Annotated in this window: 10 protein-coding genes and 1 pseudogene; 8 read left to right on the forward strand and 3 right to left on the reverse strand. The window is 41.6% G+C overall.

The window, feature by feature from the left end; all coding sequences use genetic code 11:
• A pseudogene (locus tag BM146_RS05040) lies at window positions 1-216 on the reverse strand (IS5/IS1182 family transposase); the annotation flags it as partial.
• Window positions 217-338: 122 nt separating this feature from the next.
• A complete protein-coding gene (locus tag BM146_RS05045; RefSeq protein WP_074885296.1) occupies window positions 339-2,345 on the reverse strand; it encodes a right-handed parallel beta-helix repeat-containing protein in 2,007 nt (668 codons plus the stop codon).
• A 238-nt stretch (window positions 2,346-2,583) separates the two neighbouring features.
• On the opposite strand from BM146_RS05045, the gene BM146_RS05050 reads away from it, so the two are divergent.
• From BM146_RS05050 to BM146_RS05070, 5 genes are all read left to right on the forward strand, one after another.
• Window positions 2,584-3,633 carry a LacI family DNA-binding transcriptional regulator gene (locus tag BM146_RS05050; protein ID WP_074885298.1) on the forward strand — a complete coding sequence of 350 codons (1,050 nt, stop codon included), beginning with the start codon at window positions 2,584-2,586 and terminating at the stop codon, window positions 3,631-3,633.
• A gap of 48 nt (window positions 3,634-3,681) precedes the next feature.
• The gene (locus BM146_RS05055; RefSeq protein ID WP_074885301.1) at window positions 3,682-4,590 is read left to right on the forward strand and encodes an ABC transporter permease subunit; all 909 of its coding nucleotides are present in this window, start codon (window positions 3,682-3,684) and stop codon (window positions 4,588-4,590) included.
• Window positions 4,591-4,602: 12 nt separating this feature from the next.
• The gene (locus BM146_RS05060; RefSeq protein ID WP_074885305.1) at window positions 4,603-5,529 is read left to right on the forward strand and encodes a carbohydrate ABC transporter permease; all 927 of its coding nucleotides are present in this window, start codon (window positions 4,603-4,605) and stop codon (window positions 5,527-5,529) included.
• An 81-nt stretch (window positions 5,530-5,610) separates the two neighbouring features.
• Window positions 5,611-7,395 carry a type 2 periplasmic-binding domain-containing protein gene (locus tag BM146_RS05065; protein ID WP_074885308.1) on the forward strand — a complete coding sequence of 595 codons (1,785 nt, stop codon included), beginning with the start codon at window positions 5,611-5,613 and terminating at the stop codon, window positions 7,393-7,395.
• A gap of 84 nt (window positions 7,396-7,479) precedes the next feature.
• The gene (locus BM146_RS05070) at window positions 7,480-9,948 is read left to right on the forward strand and encodes an amidohydrolase family protein (RefSeq protein WP_074885311.1); all 2,469 of its coding nucleotides are present in this window, start codon (window positions 7,480-7,482) and stop codon (window positions 9,946-9,948) included.
• Here the strand turns inward: BM146_RS05070 and BM146_RS05075 are convergent.
• Window positions 9,938-10,951, reverse strand: coding sequence for a LacI family DNA-binding transcriptional regulator (locus BM146_RS05075; protein WP_083413408.1), 1,014 nt, complete (start codon window positions 10,949-10,951; stop codon window positions 9,938-9,940). The genes BM146_RS05070 and BM146_RS05075 overlap by 11 nt on opposite strands.
• A 228-nt stretch (window positions 10,952-11,179) precedes the next feature.
• On the opposite strand from BM146_RS05075, the gene BM146_RS05080 reads away from it, so the two are divergent.
• Genes BM146_RS05080 through BM146_RS05090 form a run of 3 tightly spaced genes read left to right on the forward strand, consistent with a single transcriptional unit; the run spans window position 11,180 to window position 14,716 of the window.
• Window positions 11,180-12,112 (forward strand): ABC transporter permease, encoded by a 933-nt coding sequence (locus tag BM146_RS05080; protein ID WP_074885319.1) that lies wholly within the window; start codon window positions 11,180-11,182, stop codon window positions 12,110-12,112.
• 12 nt (window positions 12,113-12,124) lie between these two features.
• Window positions 12,125-13,042: a carbohydrate ABC transporter permease gene (locus tag BM146_RS05085; RefSeq protein WP_074885323.1), complete on the forward strand. Its 918-nt coding sequence runs from the start codon at window positions 12,125-12,127 to the stop codon at window positions 13,040-13,042.
• Window positions 13,043-13,054: 12 nt separating this feature from the next.
• Complete coding sequence (locus tag BM146_RS05090; protein ID WP_074885326.1) at window positions 13,055-14,716, forward strand: ABC transporter substrate-binding protein; 1,662 nt, start codon at window positions 13,055-13,057, stop codon at window positions 14,714-14,716.
• Window positions 14,717-14,795: the final 79 nt, after the last annotated feature.

The following is a 14,795-nucleotide window of genomic DNA, read 5'->3' on the forward strand; positions in this document are numbered from 1 at the left end:
TGCTATCTTCATCATATGACGGGGCGTTGCCTGGCCTTTTCTGATTCTTTCATATGTTGCATAAAGATCAGAAAGGTCCATCTCCTCCACGAATGCGCTTACCAGGCGTACCGGATCGTCATCTGCTACTGATAGGTCTATGTCGAGCGGAAGTTTTATTTGATGATTTAAGGAAGAAAGGCTATAATTTCCTTGTAAGATTTTATTTAGTAGCATAAATATATTTTACAGCAAAAACCAGGCTTTTCGAAGCCTGGTTTTTGTGTTTTGGGCATAAAAAGGGAGCTGAGCACTAATTACTTAGTGCGACAGCCCCTTTTTTTATTCTTAGATTCTTATTATAAAACTAAGCGTTCCCATATGAGGACTTCTTTGGATGAAGCGGTGCTAAGTGGTCCTGGTATGGTCTCTGATGAGCGGTGGTTACCGAGAAGATCGCGATCAAAAGTGATTGGTGTGCCATCTGGATTTTCAAACTTCTGCTCTGGCTCGAAGGCGACACCGAGACATTCTGTAGAGAGTATTCCACATGAGAAGTCTTTGAGGGCTTTGTCATAATTGGTTTTCAAGTAATAGTCGCCATCTTTTTCTTTTAGTTCGATAGTTACTTTTGATTTCTTATCTACAAGCTTATTTTTCTCTTTCTTATAAACAGTTGCTCCATTGAAGTAAGCATTTCCATCAACCCATACAGGGAGGTGACCAAAGTGAGCTTCTGCAAGATGGCCCATATCAGGGTCTTTTTCAAGGTCAAACTGATCAGCCCATTCTTCATAAGTCGGAAAGATATCAAATGGGGCAGTTCCAACAGTCTTGTAGTCAGCATCTGCAGCAGTTTTCTTTTTGTCATCAATTTTGTGCTGCTGAACAAAGATGTTATTGTAGATCCTGTCGTCACCATGAAGAATTGTCATAAAGCCGGCAACCTCTGTTCGGTGGCGAATGTGATATGGAGTATATCTTGGCTCACGCTGACCATTGATAATACTGTCTACTCCTGAATTTATCAGGCTGAAGCCGCCAAGGATAAGGTTGTGCAGAACTGCGATTCCTTCACTTGGAATAGTGATTGCAACAGGTGAGAGCAGAATATTGTTATCTATAAGAGTAGGGCCATGGCCAACCTCTATAAATACGTCAGTGTTAAACATTGCACCGGGACCCTGCTGTACGCCATCGGGTCTGGTGTTGTCGTGCATAAGGTTCTGACTTACTCTTGCACCCTGTGCCTGCCAGTCGAGCCATACTCCCATAATGCTGTGATGGATATGGTTTCTTCTGATTGTCACATCGATTGCTGCATGAAGCTTGATTCCAGCTGTTTCAGCGCCGCCAAGCTGCTGAGAAGTGCAGACGTCGTGAATCTCACAGTCCTCAATAGTTGAGAATACAGCTCCCATCCTACCTACGATACCTGTCTGTTCACAGTGGTGAACGTGGCAGCGACGGATAAGATGATGACCGATGTTTTCTTTTAACCAACCATGGTACTGACCACGGCAGACAGCATCTCTTTCCATCTGTGTTGGGCTCTTAACGTGTCTCTTGGTGAAGTACATATCATTTTCCGGATCAAGATATTTTCCAAGAGAGATTCCACAGCATTTACTTCCGTAAATCTCGCAATCTTCAATAATCCAGCCTTTGCTCCAGTGAGGGCCGATCATGCCATCCTGGTAAGCAGCAGGAGGAGCCCAAGTGGTAGCTGCTTTACAAATTGTAAAGCCACTTACAGTTATGTAATTTATGCCATTCCCTTCAGGCATAAAGCAGTTTCGCCTTACTAAAAATTCCACATTTTCTTTATTGGGGTCAAGGCCCTGGAAGTTACCATACAGAACAGTCTCATCGCCATCCTGCTCTGTGTACCAGAGATATTTTGCGGCCTCCTGATCCCAGGCCAAAGGATCCGGTTTTCCTTTCTGACATTCTGCGAGAGATGTAGTTTCAAACATCATGCTGTTATTGATAAAAACAGCTCCGGTATGCCTTACGATAGGGGCAAAATACCAGTCTCCGTAAACTCTTGTAGTGTATGGATTGTAATCTCCAAAGATACTATTCTTAACAGTAGTTTTCCAGAGATTTCCCTTAACCTTTTTCCAGTTTTTGGCTTCCTCAGCACCTGTGATAACAGCAGCAAGAGGAGTTTCAGAACGGTAAACTATAGGAGCTTCACATGTTCCTGCATTCCTAGGAGCAACGTATTCTCTATAGATACCGGGCTTAACAACGACTTCATCCCCAGACTGCGCTATATTTGCAGCCGCACCAATGCACTTAAATGGGCGGTTTATGCTTCCGTCTCCATCGCGAAAAGCATTGGCGTCAACGTAGTAGATCATAAAAACTCCTTTCATACAAAGTAGACAATAAAGTTTAGTTTTGTTTAACGATTAACATCAAATATGTATTTATACTATGATTGAAATTCCTAAAAGTCAATGACAATTGCACAAAAAACGGCACAATTATCAATCAAATTGGTGTTATTGCACAAAAAGTATTGACAACAAAGTGGCGCAAGCGTAATAATATACATATGTTTAACGATTTACTACAAATCACACATGGGGAAGTAATATGGTGACACTCAAGGAGGTTGCAGAAAGATGCAACGTGTCTGCCACAACAGTTTCCAACGTTATTAATGGCAAGGCAAAGACCAGCGAAGAAACTAAAAACAGAATAATGCAGGTGATAAAAGAAACTGGTTATAAGCCAAACACAATTGCTCAGGGGCTTAGAGTAAAAAAGACCAGAACAATAGCCGTAATAGCAGAGGATATTGCGCAGTTCACATCACCGCCAATGATTGAGAGCATCATGGAGACCTGCGAAAAAAAGGGCTACAGGGTCGTTGTCCATAACCTCAGACTTTACGACAGGTGGTCCGATACCTGGTACGGCCAGGAGGATGAGTATCACTCAGTCCTTGATCCTGTGATAAAAGATATTCTTTCCGCTCAGATAGACGGAGTTATCTATCTTGCAGGACATGCCAGGATCATAAAAACATTTAACGCAGGATTCAATCTTCCTATAGTTATGTGTTACGCCTACTCCGAATCGCCACACATACCGTCAGTGGTGATCGATGATGAAAAGAGCTCCTATGAAATGGTGTCCTACCTCATAAAAATGGGGCATGAGCGAATAGGATTCATAGGGGGTCGAATGGACAATATTCATACAGCGCAGCGTTTGATGGGGTATCAAAAAGCAATGTATGAAAACGGTCTCTTGTTTGATCCAAAGCTTGTTTACTATGGCGACTGGTCAAGGAAAGCCGGGCATGAAGGTGCCAAGGCATTACTTGAACGGAATGTAACAGCAATATTTGGAATTTCAGATAGGATGACCGGCGGCGTATATGACTATCTTGAGGAAAAAGAGCTGATCGTGGGAAAAGATATTTCGGTAGCGGGATTTGATAATGAGAGTATTGCCGAGTTTTTTAGACCAAAGCTCACTACAACTGAATTACCGCTTAGAGAAATCGGAGCAAAATCAGCCGAACTCTTACTTGATAAGCTTGAAGGCGCGAATGGGGATTCGCAAATTGGGGATGAACCGAAAGTTTACAAGTATCCGTGCAAGATGATAATAAGAAGATCAGTTTCTGAAAAGTAATTTTTTTTGCTATAAGGTTTAACGTTAAACCATCGGGAGGTATTAGGGGTGTCAAAAAAGAAGATCTATTCTCTGAAACTATTTCTATTAGTACTACCGTTTATTGTTTTGGTTCTACTCTTTAGCTACTATCCGCTATATGGCTGGATGTATGCATTCTATGATTATAAACCACCAAAAACTTTGGCAAACTGTCCATTTGTAGGACTTAAATGGTTTGCATCACTGGTAAATAGTGAGACTAAAATTCAACAGATTGTTCAGGTGCTGAAAAACACATTTGCCATGAGTGGATTAACACTCGGTACCAGCTGGCTTCCAATGATCTTTGCGGTTTTCCTCAATGAGATCAGAGGAGTGAAATTCAGAAAGTTTGTACAGACAGTTACAACACTTCCAAACTTTGTGAGCTGGGTAATGGTTTATTCCATAGCATTTTCATTGTTTAACAGCACAGGAATGCTCAACTCTCTCTTATTAAAATCAGGACTCATTGAACAGCCCATTCTCTTTTTACAGTCATCAAGCCATGTTTGGTTTACTCAGTGGTTATGGCTCACATGGAAAAACCTTGGCTGGGCAGCAATCATGTATATCGCTGCAATTTCGAGCATTGATGATGAAATGATCCAGGCTGCGAGAGTTGATGGAGCAACCAGAATGCAGATAATATGGCACATTACTATTCCAAGTCTTTTGCCTACTTATTTTGTTCTTCTGGTACTTAACGTAGCGAACTTCCTAAATAATGGAATGGAGCAGTATTACGTGTTCCAGAACGCTTTCAACAAAGAATATATCCAGGTTCTTGATCTTTATGTTTACAACATGGCGATGGGCAGCGGCGGTTATTCAGTTTCAGTTGCAATCAGCATGCTTAAGAGCTTGGTAAGCGTAGTGCTTTTGGTCATAGTTAACGGAGCATCAAAGAGAATCCGTGGCGAGAGCATACTTTGATGGAGGTTTGAGATGGGACAGTCAAAAGAAAAAGGTTCAACAATAAAAGTAAGCGCGGGAGACAGAACAGTTGAAATTGTCTGCTACATAGTTTTCTCTATAGCAGCATTCCTGTGTCTTTATCCGTTTTATTACATAGTTATCAACACAATCAGTGCCAATGACTTGAGCGCCAAGGGAGATATTCTCTTCTGGCCACAGGGAATTCATTTTAAGAACTACCTGTCAGCCTTCAGAATTGACGGACTTTTAAGGGCCTTTCAGATATCTCTTATGAGAACAGTTCTTGGTACTGCACTTACAGTATTTGCTTCAGCATTTCTTGGATTCATGTTTACTCAGGAAAAGATGTGGCTTAGAAAGTTCTGGTACAGACTTATTGTGGCAACAATGTATTTCAATGCCGGAATTATCCCATGGTTCCTCGTAATTAAGACCATGCATCTTACAAATAACTTCTGGGGATACATACTTCCGGCAATTGTATCACCGTTCAACCTGATCCTGACCAAAACATTCGTTGAGTCAGTGCCAAAAGAGCTGCAGGAAGCAGCCGAGATGGACGGCGCAGGAGTTTTGACAGTGTTCTTTAAGATAATTATTCCTGTAATCAAGCCTATTATGGCAACAGTAGCAATTTTTTCAGCAGTAAGTCAGTGGAATGCCTTCCAGGATACGCTTCTTCTTATGACAGATACAAAGCTTTATCCACTGCAGTTTGTGCTCTATCAGTACTTGAATCAGGCAAGCTCACTTGCATCACTTGCCCAGAGCAACACAAGCACATCATCACTTGCAGCTGCAGCAGCCACAACGCAGACCACAACCAGTGTACGAATGACCATCACAGTAATCGTCGTGCTCCCAATCATGCTTGTATACCCAATCTTCCAGAAGTACTTCGTAAAAGGAATCATGATTGGGGCAGTCAAAGGCTAGCGAGAGCGTAAGTTCCTTATGAAGCCAACCCAATCCTGGGTTGATATAAATGTTAAAAGAGGTTAAAAAGGAGGAATGAAAATGAAGTTTAAGAAATTTGCTTCTCTTGCTCTTTCCACAGTTATGGCAGCATCAATGCTTGCCGGATGTGGAAGTGGAGCAGCAGAGAGCACAGGAACAACCAGTAACCAGACAGAAACAAAAACAGAAACAGCAACAGCAACAACTACTGAGACAGCAGGTGGGGATACTGCCGCAGCAAGTGAAGTTTCACATGACTCTGAGTACACTGTAGATTTCTATGATGTAGCAGCTAACTTCCAGGGTGTACAGTCAGGTTGGTATGGCAAGATTGTAAAAGACAAATTCAACATGAACCTTAACATCATTGCACCACAGGTATCAGGCGATGGAGCAGCTCTTTATCAGACACGCTGCGCAGCAGGTGCTCTTGGAGATCTGATCATTCTTGATAACGCTGATATGCAGGAATGCGTAGAGTCAGGACTTATCCATGATCTTACAGATGTTATCGCTCAGTATCCTAACCTTTCCAAGTATATGGAACAGATCAAGGCATTTAACGCAATGCTTGGTGATGGCAGCAAGATCTACGCTATTCCACTTGAGATGAATACAAACGGACCTACAGCTTATAAACAGCTTCACGTTTACACATATCCTCGTATGGGATGGGATATGTACAATGAAGTTGGTGCTCCTGAGCTCAAGAACACAGATGACCTTCTTAACTGTCTTGCAGATATCCAGAAGGCACATCCACAGAACGATAAAGGTGACCCTGCATATGCTATCAGTCTTTGGAAAGACTGGGATAGCCAGTATATGGAGTGTGTAGCTCAGCTTACAAAGTGGTATGGACAGGAAGTAAACGGATCAGTTCTTATCGGAACAGATAATTCAATCGTTCCCCTTACAGACAAGGCCGGTGCATATTACAAGATGCTTAAATTCTTCTATCAGGCTAACAAGATGGGCCTTGTAGATCCTGACTCAGCTACTCAGGACTGGAACATGATGGTTTCAAAGATGCAGGACAAGAGAGTATACCTCTACTGGTATAGCTGGCAGTATGGATTCTGGAACACTCCTGCAAAGGGTGAGGAAGGTGTTAACTACATCGAGATTCCTGTAGCAGATACAAACCTCTACCAGGCATCAGATACATATTATGGTGACGGACGTGTTATCGCAGTTGGTTCACAGGTTTCAGACGAGAACTTTGCAAGACTTATGGAGTTCCTTGACTGGTATGCTTCACCAGAAGGTGTACAGATCCAGCACGGCGGCACAGAAGGCCTTATCTACACTGTAGAAAACGGCAAGTATGTTCTTACAGAAGACGGACTTAACAGATTCTCAGCAGAAGTTGCAGTTCCTGAAGATCAGGGCGGCGGAAACTGGAACGATGGTAACAACCAGATCAACCAGTGGATCGTAGCAAGCTGCGATATTAATCCAGATACAAACGAGCCTTATGGAACAGATATGTGGTCATCAACAATCAAGATGAACGAGACAAAGACTACAAAAGAGTGGTCAGAGAAGTTTGGCGCAGCTGATGACGTTGAATATCTCTTAAAGAACAACATGATGACAGTAGTTCCAAGTATCAACATTGCACTTGCAATCGATACAACAGATATCAGCCTTATTCGTAAGCAGTGCGGCGATATCATCAAGGATGCTTCCTGGAGAATGGTATTTGCAACAGATGATGCAGATTTCGAGAAGCAGTGGGATGACATGACTTCACAGCTCGAAGGCCTTGGATGGGCAGACCTTACAGCATTTGATACAGAGAAGTATGGTCCAATGCTTGAGGCAAGAAAAGCAGCACAGTAATAACAACATTGCAAAAAATACAGAAACACTCTATGCTAAAATATAAGCATAGAGTGTTTTTTTGAGCTTATTGAGGATTAATGTATGACATATTTCACATGTTTCTTTTTGGATAATGAAAAAGATATAATCGTAAACCTGTACAAAGACCTGGGTAAGATGTATTACGTACTGACAACGCCCAATCACGGCACAGGGAACCTTATTCGAAACCTTGCAAGCATATGCAAACTTCCTCTTTCCAAGGGGGATAATGACATGCTTGTCATTCGCGGTGAAGTGCCATGCTTTGTGGATTCCTGCAATTCAGAGAGCTACGTTTTCATGCTTGGTGGAACAGAGATAGCCAGTATTTACCCGGATGGTCATGTCACTGTTAAGGCAACCATACCTGCAATTGCCAAGACTCTTATGAGTCAGACAAAAGATTTTAAGCTGGAACTGGACAAGACAATATTTAAGACCAGAGTTCGCAAGGACCTTAAGTTCCGTGCGGACCTTCACACGCATATGAACGGAAATCTTCCGGGTGATGTGCTTATTGCATTGGGAATAGCTCATCAGATAAGATATCCTCTTTATTATGTAAAAAAACTTGATCTAAAGCTCACACCCATGCAGTGGGAGAAAGTTAATGCCCAGAGAGAAAAGGTAGCAAGACAGTTTGTTACATCAGGACTTCAGGGAAAATATCTCGACAGACGAATCAATGACAATACGTTCATTAACTTTGCGGACCTTATCTTAAATAATCTTGATAACGCAGAGATGAATATAGTTAAAATCCGCGGTTCCCTTGCTGTTATTAAGGATGGGCAGGCCGTTTTCACAAACCTTGAGAAAGTCTATCTTTATCGCTATGTCTTTTGCAAGGGAAAAGAGAGCGAAGAAAAAATAAATCTGCACAGTGTGGACCTGATCCCGGATGCAGATGTAAAGGCTTATCTTAAGCAGATGCTTACTGATAAGGAAAATGCTTATTACTGTAAAAATACAATCTTTCAGGATAAACTCCTGTGGATAGCAAGAAACTACAAAGCACAGGGCGTTTATTACGCAGAGATTAGTGATACTACTCTTGTTAAAAAGTATGAGTCACTTGAAATGCTAAGGCAACTTCATGAGGTAATGCCTCATATTTACCGTGAAACCGGCGTAATGATCAGGTTCCTGGCAGCTATGCGTAGAATTCCTCTGACCATTGTAAAAGATGCAGTGACTCCGTCTGATTACATTGAACAGAACCTTGAGGTTTTGAAAGCTACAGCGCTTGATCCATATGTCGCAGGATGCGATTTTGTCGGTGAAGAGATAAATGACATAATCACGCTAAAACCTGCATTTCAGGAAATCGTAAAAATCGCAGCCAAGGACCCTAGCTTTGTTATAAGAGTCCATGCCGGAGAAAACGACAGCCAGAAAGATAATATCGCCCACAGCATTGCCTGCGTAAAAGATTCTCTTGCTCCTGGCCAAAAGATGCCAAGGATGCGTCTTGGGCATGGCCTTTACACCTACAGTCCTTCTTCCAAGAAAGGAAAAGAGGTATTAAAGCAGCTTAAGGAAAATAATGTCGTCCTTGAATTCCAGATCACAAGTAATGTGCGACTTAATAACTTAAATTCATTGGAACATCATCCTCTTAAGCAGTATCTGAAACAGGGCATACGATGCGTTCAGGGTACAGATGGAGCGGCTTTGTACGGAACATCATCAATTGATGAGCAGCTGTCACTGGCAAAAATGCTTGGATTGTCAGATGCTGAGCTTCAGCTCATGAAAGATGCTGAGACACAGATAATAAAAGAAGCTCAGGAAGCATATTCTTTAAAGAAAGCTTTCTTTGCTGATCTCATAAAAGACAGAGACATGGAAGAAGTTCTTTTGGAAAAAATGCAGACTGTAAAGATTTCAAAAGGCAAAACCAAAAAAGAGCCAAAACTGGATTCTAATCAGGAATTAAAAGAACAGATCAGCGAGATCACATGGGACAGATTCCCGGTTGTGCTTATTGGAGGAAGCTTTAACACTGAGAGCAGAGCGACCAAGGTCAGCAAAAAGGCAGCAGAGCAGATGGATTCTCTGTTGGAGTACTTAAATCCTGAAGAGGTGTGCTTTGTTATCGGACACAAATTGGCCGGGTATGAAAAGTACCTGATAAATCATAACAAGAAGGGATTCAGGATATACAGTGTCGTTCCTTCGCTGATGGATAAAAAAGAAATAGATAAAATTAAAGCTTGCGGAGTACAGGTAAGAGTATCACCGGAAGCCCAGGGAATGGGAATATATAAGAGCTTCAACTACGAGATATTTGAGCGAAGACCTTCCGCAGTTATTGCCTTTGATGGCAACAGTGCTGCTGCAAATCTCATTCAGGAAGCAAAAAATGGAAAGGGTAAATCTGCAATATTCGTATGGGAGCACTCCAAAAACCTGATGCAGAAAGCTAAATCCCTTCATGGATATGTGTTTACTTTTGGAGATGAAGTAAACATTGTGGATCTTTTAAATGATATTCAAAAAGATCTGATGAATTCCATCAAACAGTAAAGACTCTTGTGGATTCCCTAAGGTGGATGGTGTGCTCAACTGTTATGAGAGTTCTTTTCTCTGTGCCGGTAAGAAGACCATACATGGCTTCGCCTGCATAAGCACCCATTTGACGTGCGTCAAAGTGAGCGGCGGTGATGGAAGGCGAATGGTGCGCAAGGTCACTGCTGTCGTAGCAGGCAGCCAGGAGTACATCACCCGGAACAGATAAGCCCATTTTTGTAAGGGCATCGCAGGACCAGCCGGCAGTTACATCATCGCAGCAGATTATTCCATCGCAACGGCGCTGAACAGCTGTTTCTACAGCTATTTTACAGGAATTGTAATTGGAGACGTCTCTGAAAATAAGATTGGGGTCAGGATCGATGCAGAAGTCAGAAATTCCCATCATAACGCCTTCAAGTCTTTTTATGTTGACGTTGTAATTCATATTTCCGCCTATAAAGGCTATGCGCTTGCAGCCATTGTTCATAAGGTTTGACGTTAATTCCCTGCAGGCAAGGGCTGTATTGGGTTCCACCATTACGGCATTTTTAATTCCGGAACCTACAACTACAACAGGTATATTCTTCTTTTTAAGATATGAGTGGCTCTTTTCACCGGTAATGGCGCGAGTATATATCACGCCGTCAAGTGCCCCTTTTTCCACAGCGGGGATAAGAGGTTCATACTCATCGGTATTACACAGGATCAGAAGTGTTTCATAGCCGTGATCTGCCAGAGCCCCTGCGGCTCCAAGAAGACACAGGTGAAAAAATTCTGATTCATACAAAAGATCTCTTGATAAGACTACGCCAACATTACCACTTTTTCCATTGGAAGGAGTGGTATTTTTTTGCCTGTTCTGAGAAGGAGAGCTGTAGTCCAGTTCTCTTGCGGCTTCAATGACCTTTTTTCTTGTCTCTTCTGAGACCCTTCCATTTCCGGATAAGGCCCTTGAAACAGTTGTGGTGGAAATATTCAATTTTTCAGCTAGTTCGTTTAACCGTATTTCTTTTCCCATAGTTTTGATTATAGTTTGGCAAATTCAAAATGACAATCAATTTTGCACAAAAAAATTGAAATTGCGCGGATGGTGCGCAAAATTGCGCACAGATTATAAAATATTCGTAAATTTGATATAAAAACTTTGAATTATTTGAAAATAATTCATCTAGAGGCTTTTGGGCACAATTACTAAAATATAATCATGGATTTCGAAAATTTATAAATACTGCACATAGGAGAGGGTATGGAAAAAAGTAAAACGAAGACTCCATTTATGAAGGTAATAAAAAGGCATTGGCTACTTCTACTGATGCTTTTACCGAGTCTTTTATATGTGATCATTTTCAGTTATGTTCCAATGACAGGAATAATTCTGGCTTTTAAAAAATATCAGTATGCAGGAGGAATTTACTTTTCTCCCTGGAATGGCCTGAATAACTTCAAAGCTCTTTTGATCTCAGGGAAACTTGGGATGGTTACAAGAAATACGCTGCTGTACAACATAGCCTTTATAACTTTGGGTGTCTTATTTGAAATGGGTAGCGCAATTTTGCTCAACGAGTTGTTCTCCAAATACTTTAAAAAGATTACTCAGTCACTTATGTTTTTGCCCTACTTCATAAGCTGGGTTGTAGCAGGCGCCATAATGTACAACATTTTTAACTATGAAAAAGGCGTATTTAACCACGTGCTCACATCCCTTGGAGCAAATGCATTTGACCTCTACAACACACCGTCAGCATGGATCATAGTCATAATCTTTTTGAAAATCTGGAAACAGACAGGCTATGGCTCAGTTGTTTATCTGGCAGCCATTACAGGTCTTGACCAGGAAATGTTCGAGGCGGCATCAATTGACGGAGCCAGCGCCTGGCAGAAGATAAGATATCTTACTATCCCATCTCTCATGCCGACAATGATGATACTGGTTCTTTTGGGAATAGGAAATATTTTCAGAGGAGATTTTGGTCTGTTCTATCAGACAGTAAGGTCAAGCGCACTGCTTCAGCCAACAACTGACGTTATTGATACATATGTGTTCAGACTCCTCATAGACAACGGAGATATCGGAGTATCTGCGGCAGCAAGCTTATATCAGTCAGTGCTGTGTTTCATAACCATAATGATATCCAATGGCTTAGTTAAAAAAGCTAATCCTGATTATGCACTGTATTGATGGGAGGAAAAAATGGCAAATCAAGTAGTTATAAATAAGCGCAGAAGGCTAAGTAAAGATGAGCTTGCGGTAAATATAGTCGGCGTTGTTCTGATAGGTATTTTTGCTCTGATCTGTGTAATTCCTTTTTACCTGATAATCATAGCTTCTTTTACCTCAGAGACATCACTTATAAGAAATGGTTATCCGCTTTTGCCGTCAATTGAAAACTTTAGTTTGGACAGTTATAAACTCAGCCTTAAAAATCCGATTGCGATACTTAAGGCATACGGAACAACAATAGGAGTTACGGTAGTCGGAACATTTTTATCAGTCCTTTTGGCTACAATGACAGGCTACGTTCTTTCAAGAAAAGATTTTCCTTGGAGAAATAAGTTCGCATTTTTCTATTTCTTCACAACTCTGTTCAATGGCGGACTTGTTCCATGGTACCTGCTCTGTGTTAGATACCTTAACTTTAAAAACAACTATGCGGGACTTATTTTGCCACTGATGTTCTCTGTCTGGAACATGATAATAGCCAAATCATTCATGTCAGGGCTGCCTATGGAAATAACAGAGTCAGCAAAGATAGACGGAGCCAATGATCTGGTCATATTTGCAAAACTTATCATTCCGCTTTCAAAGCCGCTTCTTGCGACTTTATCTCTTTTCTCAGCGCTGGCTTACTGGAATGATTGGTATAACTGCATGTTATATGTGACTGACGAAAATAAATTTACACTTCAATACTACCTGCAGAGACTTTTGGGAAGTGCGGAAGCAATGAGAATAGTTGCCGAAAAGTCAGGAATTGCTCTTCCGTCAATTCCAATCGAGAGTATGAAGATGTCCATGACAGTAATAGCTACAGGACCAATCGTGTTGCTTTACCCATTTGTACAAAGATACTTTGTAAAGGGGTTAACTATAGGAGCAGTGAAAGGATAAAAGGAGGTATAAATGAAAAAGAAGGTATTATCGATTATTTTGTCTGTCGCTATGACAGCGGGGGTATTAACAGCTTGTGGTGAGAGCGCTTCTACAACAAGCACAGACACAACAACACAGAGCGCAGGATCGGCAGAGCAGACACAGACTTCAGCAGAGGCACCAGCAGCAGAATCAACCGATCTGTTGGCAGGTCTTCCGGCAGCAATCGGAGAAGGAACAGTAACCGCAACACCTGAGATGTACTCAGGAATTGACTTAAGTAAGCCCTACACAGTTCAGATGTATCTTATCGGCGATACACCAAATGACTGGGACGAGGTACTTGGCCTCATAAATGACTATCTTAAGCCATTTAACACAGATCTTAATGTAACATTCCTTAGCTGGAGTGATTACTCAACAATGTATTCACTTGTTCTTCAGGGAGGAGACGCAGACCTTATTTTCACAGCTCCATGGTGCTACATGTACACCGAAGCTGCAAAGGGATCTTTCTATACACTGGATTCTGATTTTATTGCAAAATGTATGCCACTTACAAATAAGTATCAGGCAGCAGAGAGCTGGGATGAGACAACTCTTTCAGGTAAGACCATAGCAGTTCCATCAAACACAGCTCAGCCAATGGGTAAGATTGTAGCAATCAGACAGGATATTGCTGACAAGTATGGAATTTCAGAGCTTAAAAGCTGGGATGATTACAAGAACTTCTCTCTTACAGTTGCAGAAAAAGAAACTCCTGAGACAGGTGTGTATGCACTTGCTGCAGCAGGGGATAACAACGAGCTCTGGGATGTATACAGAGAGCAGTATGACACATTCCTTGCCCTGGATTCAGACTTTTTTGACATGATCTATGAGTATAAGGAAGGATCACTTCCTACAAAGGACGATATCAAGCTGGTATACGAATATGAACCTTTCCGTCAGTATGCAAAAGACATGAAGGAAATGGCTGATGCAGGCTGCTGGAGCAGATCAGCTCTTACAAATACAGTAACAGATGACGATGCTTTCGGAGCACTTCAGGGTGCATCAATTGCATGGAATGCCTCAGTATTCACATACATCAGACAGGCAGAGCAGACAGACGGTGTAGTTGGCGCAGCATATGATATTACAAAGCCACATCTTGTAGGATGCGAAGCATATTCAAACAACGACATGGCTATCACTGCAAGCTCCAAGAATCCTGAGAGAGCAGCTATGGTTCTTGATATTATGAAGATGGATACTTATGTGAACCGTCTCATTCTTCTTGGTGAGGAAGGTAAGCATTACACTATCAATGAAAACAACGAGTATACAAAAGTTGATGGAGCAACAGAAAACTATCCTCCAATGACAGTTTCAGCATCCTGGGCAATCAAGAACGGCGAGCTTTCAGAGGCAGGCGGAGATCCTAGAGAAAAAGAGGTTTCTGACAGCTGGGAAGAAAGAGTTGTAAGCAACCCTACTATCACATTTGTATTTGATGACACAAATGTTTCCAATGAAAAAGCAGCAGTTAATACAGTATTGAATTCTTATGTTCCAATGCTTGAGCTTGGTCTTGTAGATGATGTTGATGCTACTCTTGATAAGATGATAAAAGAGTGCTACGATTCAGGACTTCAGACAGTACTTGATGAATTCTACAGTCAGTATGAAGCTTGGCTTGCAACAAGATAAAAAAATATGCAGTATCGTGATTTTGTGTGATGCGCAACAAAAATGCACGAAATGATTATTCAGGGAGCAGATAATCCTG

Source organism: Butyrivibrio proteoclasticus (assembly GCF_900115735.1).
In the GTDB taxonomy this organism is placed as follows: Bacteria; Bacillota; Clostridia; order Lachnospirales; family Lachnospiraceae; genus Butyrivibrio; species Butyrivibrio proteoclasticus_B.